Annotated in this window: 12 protein-coding genes; 6 read left to right on the forward strand and 6 right to left on the reverse strand. The window is 65.8% G+C overall.

Translation table 11 applies throughout. From position 1 onward, the window contains the following. Window positions 1-102: 102 nt before the first annotated feature. Window positions 103-876 (reverse strand): FadR/GntR family transcriptional regulator, encoded by a 774-nt coding sequence (locus J2S73_RS01030; protein ID WP_306883564.1) that lies wholly within the window; start codon window positions 874-876, stop codon window positions 103-105. Between the two features lie 384 nt (window positions 877-1260). Further along, entirely contained in the window at window positions 1261-2367 is a 1107-nt protein-coding gene (locus tag J2S73_RS01035; RefSeq protein WP_306883565.1) for a linear amide C-N hydrolase, read from the reverse strand. A 287-nt stretch (window positions 2368-2654) separates the two neighbouring features. Between J2S73_RS01035 and J2S73_RS01040 the strand changes: the two genes are divergently transcribed. Beyond that, window positions 2655-3386 carry an HAD family hydrolase gene (locus J2S73_RS01040; RefSeq protein ID WP_370874371.1) on the forward strand — a complete coding sequence of 244 codons (732 nt, stop codon included), beginning with the start codon at window positions 2655-2657 and terminating at the stop codon, window positions 3384-3386. A gap of 22 nt (window positions 3387-3408) precedes the next feature. Here the strand turns inward: J2S73_RS01040 and J2S73_RS01045 are convergent, their stop codons facing one another. Next, window positions 3409-4038 carry a class I SAM-dependent DNA methyltransferase gene (locus J2S73_RS01045; RefSeq protein WP_306883566.1) on the reverse strand — a complete coding sequence of 210 codons (630 nt, stop codon included), beginning with the start codon at window positions 4036-4038 and terminating at the stop codon, window positions 3409-3411. 224 nt (window positions 4039-4262) lie between these two features. On the opposite strand from J2S73_RS01045, the gene J2S73_RS01050 reads away from it, so the two are divergent. Continuing rightward, complete coding sequence (locus J2S73_RS01050) at window positions 4263-5183, forward strand: choline/ethanolamine kinase family protein (RefSeq protein ID WP_306883567.1); 921 nt, start codon at window positions 4263-4265, stop codon at window positions 5181-5183. Window positions 5184-5257: 74 nt separating this feature from the next. Here J2S73_RS01050 and J2S73_RS01055 read toward each other — a convergent pair whose 3' ends face one another. After that, complete coding sequence (locus J2S73_RS01055; RefSeq protein ID WP_306883568.1) at window positions 5258-6055, reverse strand: DeoR/GlpR family DNA-binding transcription regulator; 798 nt, start codon at window positions 6053-6055, stop codon at window positions 5258-5260. 347 nt (window positions 6056-6402) lie between these two features. Here J2S73_RS01055 and J2S73_RS01060 point away from each other — a divergent pair, with 347 nt between their 5' ends. The 4 genes from J2S73_RS01060 (at window position 6403) to J2S73_RS01075 (ending at window position 11573) form a co-directional block, all read left to right on the forward strand. Further along, complete coding sequence (locus tag J2S73_RS01060) at window positions 6403-7380, forward strand: ABC transporter substrate-binding protein (protein ID WP_306883569.1); 978 nt, start codon at window positions 6403-6405, stop codon at window positions 7378-7380. Between the two features lie 154 nt (window positions 7381-7534). Beyond that, window positions 7535-8623, forward strand: coding sequence for a quaternary amine ABC transporter ATP-binding protein (locus J2S73_RS01065; RefSeq protein ID WP_306883570.1), 1089 nt, complete (start codon window positions 7535-7537; stop codon window positions 8621-8623). Then, window positions 8620-10623 (forward strand): ABC transporter permease, encoded by a 2004-nt coding sequence (locus J2S73_RS01070; RefSeq protein ID WP_306883571.1) that lies wholly within the window; start codon window positions 8620-8622, stop codon window positions 10621-10623. The genes J2S73_RS01065 and J2S73_RS01070 overlap by 4 nt, the downstream gene beginning before the upstream one ends. Before the next feature lie 68 nt (window positions 10624-10691). Further along, window positions 10692-11573, forward strand: coding sequence for a choline/ethanolamine kinase family protein (locus tag J2S73_RS01075; RefSeq protein WP_306883572.1), 882 nt, complete (start codon window positions 10692-10694; stop codon window positions 11571-11573). Between the two features lie 40 nt (window positions 11574-11613). On the opposite strand, the gene J2S73_RS01080 is transcribed toward J2S73_RS01075, so the two are convergent. Next, a complete protein-coding gene (locus J2S73_RS01080; protein ID WP_306883573.1) occupies window positions 11614-12546 on the reverse strand; it encodes a CHAD domain-containing protein in 933 nt (310 codons plus the stop codon). A gap of 92 nt (window positions 12547-12638) precedes the next feature. Continuing rightward, entirely contained in the window at window positions 12639-15791 is a 3153-nt protein-coding gene (locus J2S73_RS01085; protein WP_306883574.1) for a multidrug efflux RND transporter permease subunit, read from the reverse strand. Between the last annotated feature and the right edge of the window lie 9 nt (window positions 15792-15800).

Here is a 15800-nt window from a genome sequence, read left to right on the forward strand (position 1 = left end):
TGGAGGGGCGTCGGCTGTCTTGGGTGCGGGCCGCGTTCGCGATGCGCGGCGCCGTCGGTCTTGGAGCGGCGGACGCGGAGCGTCCGTCGCCCGATTATCGGGTCAGGCGGCCGGCGTGGACCGGTCGTCTTCCGGGCTCGCGGCGCCGCCTTCGTCGTAGAGCGCCAGGATGACGTCGTTGAAGGCGCTCTCGATCAGGCGCCGCATGTAGATCTCGGCCAGCACGTCGTCGCCGGCGACGATGGCGTCGTGAACGAGGGCGTGCTGCCGGACGGTCTCTTCCTGGGGGTTCTGCCGCCAGCTCAGGGAGAAGGAAATCGAGAGCGAGCTTTCGATCATGGCGCCGAGCGACCGCAGGATCGGGTTGCCGGTCGCCTGCAGGACGATGCGGTGGAAGGCGAGATCGGCGTCGATCAGCTCCTGGGAGCCGCGCGGATGCCGGGCCATCCCCTCCAGTGCCGCCGAGAGGGCGCGCCGGTCCTCGTCGCCGATGCGGGTGGCTGCCATCCGGGCGGCCGCCGGCTCGTTGATGAGGCGCATCTCGTAAAGCGCCTCGATGAAGGGACGCGGCGTCTCGGCGAGCAGATGCCAGCGCATCACCTCACCGTCGAGCATGTTCCAGTCGGTCTCCGGGCGGACCTTCGTGCCCACCTTGGGGCGCACCGAGACCAGACCCTTGCTGGAGAGATGACGGATGGCCTCGCGCACGACGGTACGCGATACCCCGAATTCGAGCTGAATCTCGGATTCGGTCGGCAGCAGGTCGCCGGCTCCCAGACGGCCGGAAGCGATCCGGCGGCCGAGCTCGGCAGCGAGTGCCGTCGTCAGGCTGGATCCGTTGCCGGCAAGGGACGTATCGGAACGCGCCGCAAGCACCCTGAACTAACCTCCCGTTGTTATTTGTCATACTATTAGGCGTGAATAATCGGCCCATCAACCTCGAAGTGGGCAGAATCAGCATTCTTGTACGATGAATAGGAAAGGAGGCCCGCGGGCCAGCCGTCCCGGAATGCGTCTCGGCTTCACGTAGCCGGGCGTTCGGGACGCCGTGGCGGTGCTGATTGGTGGCGTGCGGCTTTAGGCCATTTCCCGGTCAGATTGACCGAATCTGAACGAAAAGGAATGGCTCCAGCACAGATCGACGGGGCGACCGTGTGCGACGGCATCGGCAGGCCTGCGCGTCAAGTTCCCGGGAATGGGCCGTCCGGACCGGTGCGGTCCGGACGGGATGCGTCGGTGCGGACGGGAGGGCGGGCTGCCCTAGTTCGGTGCGCCCACCTCTTGGGCGGTCTCATAGCCGCCCATCGACCAGGTCTGGATGTCGGCGCCGTCCAGCTTCTGCTTGGTCAGGTCGACGAAGCGGATGTCGCTGTTCTCGTAAGTGCGGAAATAGAACCGCTTGCTGGCCAGATCGTTGGCGCTGGTCCACTGGGTGTAGTCGGCCGAGATCTTGCCGTCCGAGCTCTTCTCGTCCGCGCGTGCGACGCCCTTCGGGATGTCGAAGTTGTTCAGGATGTGGAAGGCCTGAAAGACGGCGTCGGCGCTGTCGTCGACCGGACCGATGCCGTGCGCGAAGATCGCGGCCCGCACGAAACGGGACGGGGAGGTGAAGTCGCCCGGCATGCCGAGCAGACCCGTTCCCTGACCCAGACCCTGGATGGTGACGTCGCCGAGCTTCTGCGGCGGGACGTTGGTCACGCCCAGGTTCACGTAATTCTGCAGATTGGTCATGTGCCAGTCGAACGGCGGGTTGTTGGTGATGATCCCGATTCCGTTGTCGTGGATGGTCAATTCGCCGCCGACATACTCGATGACGATCGAGGCGCCGGTCGGATCGGTGACGATGAAGTGCACCGGCAGAATGATGCCGAACGCCTCGAAGACCACCGGCGCGACGACGATGTCCGGCAACGCCGCCTTCACTTCATCGACGGTCGCAAAGTTGTCGAGGATGTACGACCCGAGCTGCCAGGACGCCATCGTCTTCGCGGCATCGTCGGGCGAATAGGGCTGATACTTGGCCGACTGATCGAAATAGAACAGCCCCATCGACAGGCCCTTCTCGTTCAAACCGTCGACGACATAGGGAAGGCCCTCGGGGTTGGTCCCGACATTGGCGTACTTGGCTTTCCACTTGAGGCCGGGCTTGCCGTCCGGCGTCGTCCCGGTGCGCTCGTAGCCGCGCGGAACCAGGATGACCTCCGACTTCAGGTTGACGTTGAATTCCATCGTCCGGGCGCGGACGACGGTCCCGTCCTGCGCCGTCAGCGTGATTCCCGTACAGGCCTGAGCGGCGGGAACGAAGGCAATGGCCGCAGCGATCGTTGTGGCGGCGAGCCGGGCCAGGGATTTCCTGACAGTTTTCATGACGTGATCCTTTTTCTTTTCTGGCGACCGGGCCTTCCGTCCCGCGACTGGTGCGGAAACGTGCGACGGTACCCGCATCCTCTTTCTCAGACGGTTCCGGCGGTGGCAACGTGGCCAATTCGCCGAATGCAACGGGAGTTTGGGATCCGGTTGCAGGCCGGGCGCCCTTTGCCGCCTTGGCCGGCTCGTGTATGGCCTCTCCGAAACCTCCCCTCCGGCTTCCGGCGCGCGCCTTCGGGCGGTTGCGCGAAGGCCGGCGAACCCGTCACTCGGAAAGCGGAATTCCAATGTCGAAAATCAAAGGCATCGTGTTCGACAAGGACGGAACCCTCGTCGACTATGCCCGCACATGGGTGCCGATCAACGTCCGTGCCGCCGAACACGCAGCAAGTGGCGATCCGGATCTCAAGGCGCGGCTTCTCGCGCTCGGTGGGCACGATCCGCAGACCCACGTCGTCGCAGGCGGCAGTCTTCTGGCCGCCGGCCATACCGGCGAGATCGCCGAGGCATGGGTTGGGGCGGGCGCCTCGCACGATCACGCGACTTTGGTGGAAGCGCTGGACGCCATCTTCACGGAGGGGGCCGAAGGCTCCGTCGCGGTCACCGATCTCGCCGCGCTGTTCGAACGGCTGCTTGCGCGGGGGGTCGCCGTCGGGGTGGCCACGAGCGACAGCGCGGCCGGAGCGCGGGCGACACTGAAATCGATCGGCCTGGACGGGCACACATTCTTCGTCGCCGGCTACGACAGCGGCCACGGCGGCAAGCCGCAGCCGGGCATGGTGCTGGCGTTCTGTCGGGACAATGGGCTTGAGCCCGGAGAGGTCGCCGTGGTCGGCGACAATCTGCACGACATCCGGATGGGTCGTGCGGCCGGCTGCGCGCTCTGTGTTGGCGTTCTGACCGGAACCGCCAGCCGCGAGGAACTGGAGGCGGAAGCCGATCACGTGATCGGCGGCATCGATGAACTGGAAGCGCTGTTCGACCGGCTGGATGCTTGGCCGGAAGGGGCGGCGGCCTGAGCCGCCGGCCCCCTGATCGGATCTAAAGGACCTTCAGCACCACGGCACGGCTCGGCACCGTGTCGGGCCGGCCCGGCATGGAAACGTAGGACGGCGTCTCTTCCACGATCGTCCACACGCCCTTGGCTTCGAGCGCCTTCAGATGGTCGCCGAGGCCCTCGTTGTAGAGCGAATCCTTGATCGTCACGACCAGGAAGCCGCCGGGTCGGGTGATGCGGATCAGCTCGTCGAAGCCTTCCTTGCCGACATGGCCGACCGTGAACACGCCGGCCGCGACGATCGCCGCGTAGGTGTTGTCGGCCATCGGCAGCGTTTCGCCGAGGGCGGCCACGTGGAACGCGGAATAGACGTTCTTGCCGCGCGCGACTTCCAGCATGCCTTCGGAAATATCCAGCGCCTCGGCGTTCTTGTAGCCGACAATGTCCATCCACTCGCCGAGCAGTCCGGTCCCGGCGCCGGCATCGAGCACCGGTCCCTCGCCGCGGGGCAGGTAGCGGGTCAGCATGGCCAGGCAGATGTTGGGATGGCGATAGCCGAGGGTGGCCATCTCCGTGTCGTAGCGCTTGGCCCAGTCGTCGTACCTCTTGGCCACGTCCGCGGTGTTCTCCGCGGCATAGACGACATCAAGGCTTTTGGCTGGATCGTTGCTCATGGAACTCTCTTCTCAGGGTTTCGTGGGGCACGCGCGTGACGATGCGAGCCGGACGCTCGGGTCACGTGCGCTTGAAACGCGGGATGGGGGGATGATAACCCGATGTGGTTATTTTTGGAAGTTTGACGGATATGGGCCGTTCAAGCGATACATATCCAACGATTTCCAACAATTTGATGACTGATGCGGCCGGCCGCGCCGGCTGCCAAAATGGAGATGAGCGTATGGACACCGACACGGCCCTTGCCCGCCTCCGGACCGTTCCCGGTTTCGAAGGCGTCTCTGCGAGCGAGGTTGCCATCGAACGGCTGGGCGGGCTCACCAACATCGTCTTCAAGGTGGTGCGGGAGGGGAAGACCTATCTCCTCCGCATCCCGGGAGAAGGCACCGAGAGCTACATCGACCGCAAGGTGGAATCCCATAACGCGGTCGCTGCGGCGAGGGCCGGTGTGTCTCCGGAGGTTTTTCATTTCGACGCCGACAGCGGGCTGATGCTCGCCGACTACATCGATGCGCCGACCATGTCTCCGGATCTGTTCCGTACGACCCCCGGCGCACCGACCCGCGCCGCGAGGGCGTTCAAGCAGCTCCACACCAGCGGCCAGACCTTCGAGTTCCGCTTCGAGCTGTTCTCCATGATCGACGACTATCTGAAGCTGCTCGGCGAGAAGAACGCCCAGCTTCCCGACGGTTATCATGACGTGGTGGCGGAGGCCGAAGCGGTCCGCGAGGCGCTGGACGCGCATCCGGCAGCCCTTGCCCCGTGCCATTGCGATCCGCTGTGCGAGAACTTCCTCGATGCGGGCGATCGCATGTGGATCGTCGACTGGGAGTATTCGGGAATGAACGATCCGCTCTGGGATCTCGGCGATCTCTCGGTGGAGGCGGGGTTCACGGCTGAGCACGACCGGGAAATGATGGAAGCCTACTGCGACGGCCCGGTCGACGCGGCGACCTTCGGCCGGATGGTCATCTACAAGGCCATGTGCGACCTGCTGTGGACGCTCTGGGGCCTGATCCAGCACGCCGACGGCAATCCGGCTGAGGACTTCTGGGCCTATTCGGAAGAGCGCTTCGCCCGCTGCAAGGCCCTGATGGCGAGCCCCGACTTCGCCGATCATCTGGCCGCCGTGCGCAAGGGCTGATCCGCCGCTCCTGGCGCGTGGTTCCCCCGCGCGGCTTTTCCTTCCGGTCGGGTCTCGTGCCCGTCCGGAAGGCTCTAGAGAGGGGCCAGCTCGGGCTCCGGCTGGCCTTCCTCAGACACGCTCAGGACGCGGGCCTCGTAGTGGGTGAGCGCTTCGGCGAGCGGCTCCGGCGGCGGCTGGTCGCAAACCAGCGTGCCGATCCCGTCCAGCCCGCAGACCTTGACCGGGGCCTGGGTCCGGAACTTGGTGTGGTCCGCCACCACCATCGAGTGGGTGGATTGCTCGATCATCGCCCGCGCCAGTTCCGCCTCCTGAAGATGGAAGTCCATGAAGCCGCCCTGGGGATGGACGGCGCCGATGGACAGGATTGCGTAGCGGGCGCGGAAGTTGCGGATGAACTGGATGGTGGTCTCGCCGAAGGCGGCGTTGTCGCTGGCGCGGATTTCTCCTCCGGCGAGATGCACCCGGTTGCCCTTGCCGCGCACCAGCGTGCGGGCGATGTCGGTTCCGTTGGTGATGACGAACAGGTCACGTCGGGCCAGCAACGCCCGCGCCACGTAGGCGGTGGTCGCGCCGTTGTCGATCATCACGGCGTCGCCGTCCTGGATCTCCTCGGCCGCTCGGCGGGCGATCGCTGCCTTTTCCGCGGCGTTCAGCGCCATTCGCTTTTCGAACTCCGCCTCGGCGGTGCGTTCGGGCAGCAGGACGGCACCGTGCACCCGTTCGACCAGGCCGCGCGCGGCCAGCGCCTTGATGTCGCGTCTGACCGTTTCGTCGGACACGCCGAGCCGGCGCGTCAGATCGGCGACCGAACAGGAGCCTGAGGTTTCAAGGGCGTGCATGATGGCACTGTAGCGGGCAGTCTTGTGCACGGGTCCAGCTTCTCCCTCGGCAATGGGGTTCGGGACGATCATGTTGGGACGAGACCGTCAAGTTGGCGCCATGCCTCACGATTTACCACGAGTCTCCGCATAGTGGCAGCCCGCATTTGTGGCTTTTTGTGGTCTTTCGGTTGACAGTTGTGGTTTTTGCGCCGCAAGATGTGTTGGATTTTCGAAGTCGGCGACCGCGGATGGCTCTCCGGAAGGGGGGTCGTCTTCGCTCGTCCCGGATCTTGAGCGGTACCTTCGCCTTGGGCGGGACGCTCGGGATCCCAGGCGTCGGTAGCCTCCCGGCCCGGCGCGACTCGGTTGAGACCACACCGCAAGGGGAGACCTAGATGACAAGCCGACACTCGATTGCGAAAGCCAGCGCCCGCCTGCTTCTGGGCGGCACCATCCTGGCCGCCGCCGCCGGCACGGCCTTCGCGCAGAGCGTTCCGGAATCCGACGATCCGATCAAGATGACCGTCAACGACTGGACCGGTCAGGAGATCACCACCCGGCTCATGGGCGGGGTCCTGGAAGAGATGGGCTACAACGTCGAATACGTGCAGGCCGACTATCTCGCCCAGTTCGCCGGTCTGGAGAGCGGCGATCTCGACGTCGCCATGGAGATCTGGGAGACCACCGGCAAGGACGCGCTGGAGGAGTCGCTGAAGACCGGCGACACCGTCGATCTCGGCGAGACCGGCATGGAGGCCAAGGAGGAATGGTGGTTCCCGGCCTACGTGAAGGAAGATTGTCCGGGTCTGCCCGACTGGGAAGCGCTGAACGACTGTGCCGAGCTGTTCGCTTCTCCCGAGACCAGCCCGAAGGGCCGCTATCTTGGCGGGCCGGTGACCTGGGGCGGTCATGACGAAGAGCGCATCGAGGCGCTCGGCCTGGACTACGAGGTGATCCACGCCGGCACCGACGCCGCCCTTCTGGCCGAAGTTCAGTCGGCCTATCAGCGCAAGAAGCCGATTCTGGCCTGGATCTACGCGCCGCACTGGGCCCCGATCCAGTTCGAAGGCGAATGGATCAAGTTCCCGGAATACGAGGATGCCTGCTACGAGGATCCGAGCTGGGGCGTGAACAAGGACATGGCCTACGACTGCGGCAAGCCCTATGGCTGGATCAAGGCCGTCGGCTGGGCCGGTGGCGAGGAGAAGTGGCCGGCCGCCTACCAGGCGATTCGCAACTTCACCATCACCAACGACGACATGGGCGAGATGATCGGCAAGGTCGACGTTGACGGCATGCCGCTTCAGGTCGTGGTCGACGAGTGGCTCGACGCCAACCAGGACACCTGGAAGAGCTGGATCCCCAAGAGCTGATCCGACAGCGACGGGCGGGGCGGTCTGCGCCCCGCCCGCATTTTTGCGGCCAATCCGCTGCACCCCCGTTCGAGCGTTTTCGTGAGACAGTGAGACGCGGCCGCGCCCGCACCGACCCTCACGTCCGTCCGTTCCTCCGTCCAACGTCAGGTTCATGTCCGAGTCCGTTACCGCCAACCAATCCGCCAGTCCGCTGTCCGCCGACAGCGATGACGACCGCAGCGTCAAGCTCTCCTGCAAGGGGCTTTGGAAGATCTTCGGCGACGATGCGGACGAGGCGCGCGAGTTCCTCGAGCGTTACGGCGGCCGTCCGTCGAGCGAGGCGCTGGACAAGGCCGGTCTGACGCCCGCGGTCCGCGATGCCTCCCTCGACGTCCATGACGGCGAGATCTTCGTCATCATGGGCCTCTCGGGCTCCGGCAAGTCCACCATCATCCGCTGCCTGTCGCTGCTCCTGCAGCCGACGGTCGGTGAACTCGTCTTCGAAGGTCAGGACCTGCTGGCCTGCTCCCGCAAGGAGCTGATCGACATCCGCCGCCACAAGATGGGAATGGTGTTCCAGCACTTCGCGCTGCTGCCCCACCTGACCGTGCTGGGCAACGTCACCTTCCCGCTGGAGATCCAGGGTGTGGACCGCGCCACCCGTGAGCAGCGGGCGATGGAGGTGATCGAGCTGGTCGGGCTCGGCGGCCGGGAGCTCGACTTCCCGCGCGCGCTGTCCGGCGGACAGCAGCAGCGCGTCGGCATTGCCCGCTCGCTCGCCAGCGAGCCCGAACTCTGGTTCCTCGACGAGCCGTTTTCCGCGCTGGACCCGCTGATCCGGCGCGAAATGCAGGACGAGTTCCTGCGCCTGCAGCGTCTGCTTCACAAGTCGATCGTCTTCATCACTCACGACTTCGACGAGGCCATCCGCCTCGCCGACCGCATCGCCATCATGAACCAGGGCGAGATTGTCCAGGTGGGCACGCCGGAGGATCTCGTGGTCCGGCCGGCCACGCCCTATGTCGAAGAGTTCACCCGCAACGTCGCGCGCTCCAAGGTCCTGTCCGCACGGTCGATCATGACGGCTCCGGTCGACGGCACCGACTATGGCGGCGAGGTCAAGCCCGGCGACCGGATCTCCTCGTTCGCGGGCGACCTCGTCGCCTCCGGCAAGCCGTTCGTGGTGGTGAACCGGCGCGGCACCCGGATCGGGCAGGTCGACCGCGAGGCGGTGATCGCGATTCTGGCGGAGTCGGCATGACCGTCGCCACGACCCCGCTCTCTGCTCCCGCCGCGAAACCGGTAACCGGCAAGCTGCTCTGGCTGGCCGCGATCGCGGTGCTCGTCGGCCTGTGGTATCTGGCGCCCCTTGTGCCCTGGATCGGCGACCCCGCATCGGTCTGGATCCTGCCCCTGAAGGGCTGGATCACGGCGGCGATGGACTGGCTCGTCGACGATCTCTCGTTCGGGCTCTTCACCTTCAAGGAACTGACCCGCGCCATCGCCTGGGTGCTCGGCCTCCCGCTTCGCGCCTGCATCGCCGTCCTGTCGACGGGATGGGATCTGCCCACCGGCGCGGGCGCCATCTTCGTTCCGCCCATCCCCTGGTTCGGGGTCGTCGCCGCCGTCACCTGGCTCGGCTGGCGCTTCGGCGGCCGCAGCCTGGCGCTGCTCGCCTTCTTCTGCTTCGCCTATCTCGCCGTCTTCGGACAGTGGGAAAGCGCGATGATCACGCTGTCCTCGATCCTGGTCGCGGTTCCCGTCGGCGTGATCGTGGGCATCTCGCTCGGCATTCTGGCGCACCGCTACGAAACCTTCGCCGACATCATCAAGCCGGTGCTCGACCTGATGCAGACGGTGCCGGTGTTCGCCTATCTGGTCCCGGTCCTGTTCCTGTTCGGCTTCGGTCCGGTCTCCGCGATGATCGCCACGATCATCTACGCGATGCCGCCGATGGTCCGGGTGACAATGCTCGCGCTGCGCAGCGTTCCGCCCGAGGTCGTCGAGCTGGGCGACATGGCCGGCTGCACGCCGCGCCAGATGCTGTGGCGCATCCTGCTGCCGACCGCCCGGCCGAGCCTGATGGTCGGCGTCAACCAGGTGATCATGCTGTCCCTGAACATGGTGATCATCGCCTCCATGATCGGCGCCGGCGGACTGGGCCGCGACGTGCTGACCTCGCTCCGGCGGCTGGCCATCGGCGACGGGCTCGAAGCCGGTATCGCAATCACCCTCCTGGCCATCTCGCTCGACCGCCTGAGCCAGGCCTTCGTCTACCGCCAGAAGCAGCCGCTCCATCTCGAGCAGGGTATGAGCTTCTTGCAGCGCCATGCCACGGCGGTTGTGTTCGTGGCGTTCATCCTGGCGAGCCTGCTCGTTACGGCCATCAATCCCGCAATCGCGATCTATCCCCAGTCGATGGTGCTCGACACCGGCCCGTTCTGGGACCGTCTCGTCGAGTTCATCAACGTCCACCTTTACGACTATCTGGATGCGATCAAAGCGTTCCTGCTGATCTACGTCCTGGTTCCGCTGAAGCGGTTCCTGGTGGACGCCCCCTGGCTCGGCGTGATCGCCGTTCTCGCCGTCGCCGGCCTGCGCCTCGGCGGCGCCCGGCTGGCCGTTGCTGTCTCCCTGATGGCGGCGTTCATCGCGCTCACCGGCAACTGGGAGAAGGCGATGATCTCGGTCTATCTCTGCGGGCTCTCGGTGGTGTTCGCGAGCCTGATCGGCATCCCGATCGGCATTCTGTCGGCCCGGCACGACGGGTTCCGCCGGGTCGCACAAACCACGATCGACACGCTGCAGACCCTTCCGAGCTTCGTGTATCTGATCCCGGTCGTCATGCTCTTCGCGGTCGGCGACTTCTCCGCGATGATCGCGATCGTGCTCTATGCGCTCGCACCGGCGGTCCGCTACGCTGACCACGGCATCCGGCGGGTTCCGGCCAACATCATCGAAGCCGGCACCATGGCCGGCTGCCGGCCCTCGCAGCTTCTGTGGAAGGTTCAGCTGCCGCTGGCCATGCCCGAGCTGATGCTGGGGTTGAACCAGACCATCATGATGGCGCTGTCCATGCTGGTGATCACGGCGCTCGTCGGGACCAACGATCTCGGCCAGGAGGTGTATATCGCGCTGACGCGGGCTGACATCGGCCAGGGCATCGTCGCGGGTCTCTGTGTCGCCTTCATCGCGATGATCGCCGACCGGCTGATCAATGCCTGGGCGGAAAAGCGCAAGCGCGAGCTCCAGATCGACTGATCGGGCCTTCCCGGTCCCGGTCGTCCGCGCTTTCGTTCGCCCGGTTCGAATGACGAATTGGAGGACACATGCCTGATGCCGCAAGCGCCGCACGGCGCGCCGCCACGCTCGATATCTGGACCGGTCCGGTCGAGCCGAGGCCGGTGACGGGCGGGATCACGAACACCAATTTCCTGGTGGAAGACGGCGGTCGGCGCTGCTTCGTCCGGGTCGGTGACGATATCCCGGTCCATGGCGTCATGCGCTTCAACGAACTGGCGGCCTCACGGGCGGCCGCGGAGATCGGGGTATCCCCGCCGGTCGTCCACGCCGAGCCGGGCATCCTCGTTCTGGACTTCATCGAGGGACAGACCCTCGAAGAGGCGGATCTGCGCGATCCGGAAATGCTCCAGCGTGTCGTCCCGCTGCTCCGGCGCTGCCATGAAGGCATGGCGCGCCACATGTCGGCGCCCGCGCTGATGTTCTGGGTCTTCCATATCTGCCGGCACTATGCCCGCCTCCTGGAAGACGGCAAAAGCCGCCACCGCCGGATCCTGCCGGACCTGATGGCGCGCACGGACGCGCTGGAGGCGACGATCGGCCCGATCGATCTGGTGTTCGGCCACAACGATCTTCTGCCGGCGAACTTCATCGACGACGGCGAGCGGCTATGGCTGATCGACTGGGATTATGCGGGGTTCAACTCGCCGCTGTTCGATCTCGGCGGTCTGTCGTCCAACAGCCAGTTCTCGCAGGAACAGAGCGACGAGATGCTCCGGCTTTACTACGACCGTGAACCGGACGACGCTCTGCGCGGCAAGCTGGCTGCGATGAAGGTCGCCTCGCTTCTGCGCGAAACGATGTGGAGCATGGTGTCGGAAATCTATTCGGAGGTCGACTTCGACTTCGGGGCCTACACGGCGGAAAACATGACCCGGCTCGAGGAAGCCTGGACCGCCCTCAGAACCTGACGGGTGTCGGGTCGGATCCGACCCCGACCGTGTTTTCCATTCAGGCTGCGAGCGACGTCTTCTCCGTCGCCTCCGCGCCTTCCCGGCCCCAGGCGTGCCAGTAGGCAGTCCAGCGCTCGGCCAGCGCCCGGTCGGTCTCCGCCAGAAGCCTGTCGCCGAGCGCGAACGCGTCATGTTCGAGCGATGTCCGGCGGCGGCCGATCAGCGCCAGGAACACCTCGATGTCCTTCGGGTCGCCGAACGCGTCCGGCTCCTCCCGGAGCGTCGCCTCGAACACGTCCAGATCGTGGTGATCGCCGAGAAGGTCGGCCAGGGTAGCGGCAGCGTCGACATGGACGGTCATCGGCTCGGGCCACACCGGTGCGAGCAGGCGCGCATGGTATCCGTGGTACTTCACGCGCTTGCGCCAGTCGTGGAACGTCTCGGCGGTCGGATCCTTTCGGGTCGTCCGCATCGCCTTGCGAGCCCGGGCGTAGGTCTTGGCGAGGCCGTCGGCGAAGGTCTCGGCCCCATCGTCCTCGATCTGCCAGCGCAGGGCGCGGACCTTCGCCAGCACCATCTGCTCCCGGAAGCCGGCGAGCTTCCGGTCGATGTCGTCGTCCTTCACCTGCTTCTGGCGCAGGGTCAACCGGCGGCGGATCGAACCGAACGCCTGCCGGTCGATCTGATCCTCGTGGAGACCGGTCAGGCTGTCATAGGCTTCGAGCAGCGCTTCGGTGTCCCGCAATCCCGACAGCTCGCGTGCGGCATCGCGAAACGCGGCGTTTTCCTTCGCATAGTCGGGAAACGACGGGCGGATGAGCCGGACCAGACCACGCAGCTTCTTGCAGCGTTTGCGGACCTGATGCACGGCCACATGCCGGTCGAGCGCGGTGTCGTCGATCTCCGCGATCGCCTTGTCGATCTGTTCGATCGCGATCCGCCGGGCGCCGTCAGCGACGCTCTCATCGGTTCGCTTGAACCGGTACCCCATCAAAAACCTCCTCGAAACTCGCCCGGAGCACTTAACCACAAGCGCAACGGGTGCGCTTGTGGAAAGTTCCGCGGGCGGCGCTGGAGGACCTCTCAGGCGCTGCCGGATCCGACCGTGTCGGTCGGGACCGTGTCAGGGTCTGCCGGGGTTGGCGCCAGCTTCTTGCGGGCGAACGTCCGCATGACGAACACGAAGAAGACCGGGACGAACAGGACGCCGAGGACCGTCGCCGAGATCATCCCGCCCAGCACGCCTGTGCCGATCGCGTTCTGGCTGGCCGCGCTGGCACCGCTTGCGATGGCGAGCGGCGTCACGCCGAGCGCGAAGGCGAGCGACGTCATCAGGATCGGCCGGAACCGGAGTTCGGCGGCCTCCCGGGCGGCGTCGCGCAGCTCGTGGCCCTGCTCGCGCAGATCCTTGGCGAATTCCACGATCAGGATGGCGTTCTTGGCGGCGAGACCGATGATCGCGATGAGGCCGACCTTGAAGTACACGTCGTTCGACATGTCCCGCATCATGATCGCCAGCACCGCACCGATCGCACCCAGCGGCACCACCAGCATGACCGACAGCGGGATTGCCCAGCTCTCGTAAAGCGCGGCCAGAAGCAGGAACACGAACAGGATCGACAGACCGATCAGGATCGGCGCCTGGGAGCCGGATGCGATCTCCTGAAGCGACTGGCCGGTCCACTCGTAGCCGAAGCCGGGCGGCAGATCGGCTGCGAGGCGCTCCATCTCCTGAATGGCCTGGCCCGACGAATAGCCCGGTGCGGCCTGTCCGGAAATCCGGATCGAGGGATAGCCGTTGTAACCGACCACCTGGAGCGGCCCCCGGGTCCATTCCGCATGGGCGAACGCGGACAGCGGCACCATGCCGCCATGGACGTTGCGCACGTGGAGATCGAGCAGGTCGGAAATCTCCATGCGGCTTCGGTCGTTTGCCTCCACCGTCACCCGCTGCATGCGGCCGGAATTGGGGAAGTCGTTGACGTAGCGGGAGCCCAGATTGGCGGAGATGGCTGAGTTGATCTCGGCGAACTGGACGCCGAAGGCGTTGGCCTTCTCGCGGTCGATCACGAGAGCGACCTGGGGCGCGTCGGGCAGGCCCTCCACGCGCATGCCGGTCAGGATCTCGCTCTGCCGAGCCGCGCCGAGAAGCTGGTCGCGGGCGGACAGCAGCGCCTGCTGGCCGAGGCCGGCCCGGTCCTGAAGGCGGAAGGAGAAGCCGTTCGAGGTGCCGAGACCCTGGATCGGTGGTGGCGACAGGGCGAACGTGATCGCGTCCTTGATGCCGAACAGCTGCTGGTTCGCGCGGCCGGCGACGGCGGCAGCCGAATCCTCGGGTCCGCGTTCGTCCCAGTCTTCCAGGGTTACGAAGGCCAGGCCTGCGTTCTGGCCGGCACCGGAGAACGAGAAGCCGAGGATCGCGATGACCTGCTCGACCACCGGGTCGTTGCGGAAGATGCCCTCCACCTGCTCGAGCACGTCGACCGTGCGGTTGGCGCTGGCCTCGGCGGGCGTCTGGATGTCGACGATCAGGAAGCCCTGGTCTTCGTTCGGCAGGAACGAGGACGGCAGCCGGATGAACATCCAGCCGAGCCCGACGGCGATCGCCAGGTAGACGATCATGAACAGACCGGCATAGCGGACCGTGCCGCGCACGGTGCGGCCGTATCCGTTGGTCAGACGCGTGAAGTTGCGGTTGAACCAGCCGAAGAAGCCGCGGCGTTCGTGATGCCCTTTCACCGGCTTCAGCATCGTGGCGCAGAGCGCCGGCGTCAGCGACAGCGCCAGGAAGCCGGAGAACAGGATCGACACGACCATCGTCAGCGAGAACTGCTGGTAGATCACGCCCACCGCGCCCGGGAAGAACGCCATCGGCACGAACACCGCGGTCAGCACCAGAGTGATGCCGATGATCGCGCCGGTGATCTGCTTCATTGCCTTGATGGTGGCTTCGCGGGGCGACAGGCCCTCGGTCGCCATGATCCGTTCGACGTTCTCGATGACCACGATCGCGTCGTCGACGAGAATGCCGATGGCCAGCACCATGGCGAACATGGTCAGCACGTTGATGGAGAAGCCGCTGGCCAGCATGACCGCGCAGGTGCCGAGAAGGGCGATCGGCACCACGATCGCCGGGATGATCGTGTAGCGGAAACTCTGCAGGAACAGGAACATCACGAGGAAGACGAGCCCGACCGCCTCAAGGAGCGTGTGCAGCACCTTCTCGATCGATTTTTCCACGAACGGAGAGGTGTCGTAGGGAATCTCGTATTCGACGCCGGCCGGGAAGTAGCGTGCCAGCTCGGTCAGGGTCTCCCGCACCGCCTCCGAGGTTGCCAGGGCGTTGCCGGTCGGAGAAAGCTGGATGCCGATGGCGGCTGCCGGCTGTCCGTTCAGCCGCGAGGAGAAATTGTAGCTCTCGCTGCCGAGCTCCACGGTGGCAACGTCGCCGAGGCGCACCATCGACCCGTCCGGGTTTGCTCTGAGGACGACCGACTCGAATTCCTCCACCGTCTCCAGCTGCCCGTCCACGAGAACGGTCGCCGAGATCTGCTGATCCGGCACCAGAGGCTGGGCGCCGATGCGACCGGCCGCAACCTGGGCGTTCTGGGCGCGGATCGCCTGAACGATGTCGTCGGCGGTCAGCTCCAGACCGAGCATCTTGTCCGGATCCATCCAGATGCGCATGGCGCGCTGGGTGGAGAACAACGTGGCACTGCCGACGCCGTCGATGCGGCGGATCTCGCCGATCACGTTGCGGGTCAGGTAGTCGCCGAGCGCCACCGGGCTCATCGAGCCGTCGGTCGAGGTGAGCGCGGCGACCATCAGGAAGCCGCTGTTGGCCGGGTCGACCTCGACGCCCTGGTCCTTGACCGTGTCGGGCAATCGCGGCTCGACGCGCCGGATCCGGTTCTGGACGTCGACGGCGGCCTGATCGACGGAGGTGCCCGGGCGGAACGTGGCGGTGATGCTGACGGCGCCCGAAGCGACCGAGGTCGATTCGAAATACATCAGGCCTTCAATGCCGTTCAGTTCCTCTTCGATCGGCCGCGTGACGCTCTGGTAGAGGTCCTCGGGCGAAGCGCCGGGATAGGCGGTTGAGATTTCGATCTGGGGCGGAGCGACCTTCGGATACTGCGACACCGGCAGCTGCGGGATGGCGATCACGCCCGCGATGATGATGAAGATCGCGATGACCCATGCGAAGATGGGCCGGTCGATGAAAAAGCTCGGCATGTGTGTGCG

The sequence above is a fragment of the Amorphus orientalis genome (assembly GCF_030814015.1).
Taxonomy (GTDB): domain Bacteria; phylum Pseudomonadota; class Alphaproteobacteria; order Rhizobiales; family Amorphaceae; genus Amorphus; species Amorphus orientalis.

What these genes read in the sequence shown, in the direction of transcription:
- J2S73_RS01035 (WP_306883565.1), bottom strand. Translation starts at nt 2,367, where the DNA reads ATGAAAACTGTCAGGAAATCCCTGGCCCGGCTCGCCGCCACAACGATC.
- J2S73_RS01040 (WP_370874371.1), top strand. Translation starts at nt 2,655, where the DNA reads ATGTCGAAAATCAAAGGCATCGTGTTCGACAAGGACGGAACCCTCGTC.
- J2S73_RS01045 (WP_306883566.1), bottom strand. Translation starts at nt 4,038, where the DNA reads ATGAGCAACGATCCAGCCAAAAGCCTTGATGTCGTCTATGCCGCGGAG.
- J2S73_RS01050 (WP_306883567.1), top strand. Translation starts at nt 4,263, where the DNA reads ATGGACACCGACACGGCCCTTGCCCGCCTCCGGACCGTTCCCGGTTTC.
- J2S73_RS01060 (WP_306883569.1), top strand. Translation starts at nt 6,403, where the DNA reads ATGACAAGCCGACACTCGATTGCGAAAGCCAGCGCCCGCCTGCTTCTG.
- J2S73_RS01065 (WP_306883570.1), top strand. Translation starts at nt 7,535, where the DNA reads ATGTCCGAGTCCGTTACCGCCAACCAATCCGCCAGTCCGCTGTCCGCC.
- J2S73_RS01070 (WP_306883571.1), top strand. Translation starts at nt 8,620, where the DNA reads ATGACCGTCGCCACGACCCCGCTCTCTGCTCCCGCCGCGAAACCGGTA.
- J2S73_RS01075 (WP_306883572.1), top strand. Translation starts at nt 10,692, where the DNA reads ATGCCTGATGCCGCAAGCGCCGCACGGCGCGCCGCCACGCTCGATATC.
- J2S73_RS01080 (WP_306883573.1), bottom strand. Translation starts at nt 12,546, where the DNA reads ATGGGGTACCGGTTCAAGCGAACCGATGAGAGCGTCGCTGACGGCGCC.
- J2S73_RS01085 (WP_306883574.1), bottom strand. Translation starts at nt 15,791, where the DNA reads ATGCCGAGCTTTTTCATCGACCGGCCCATCTTCGCATGGGTCATCGCG.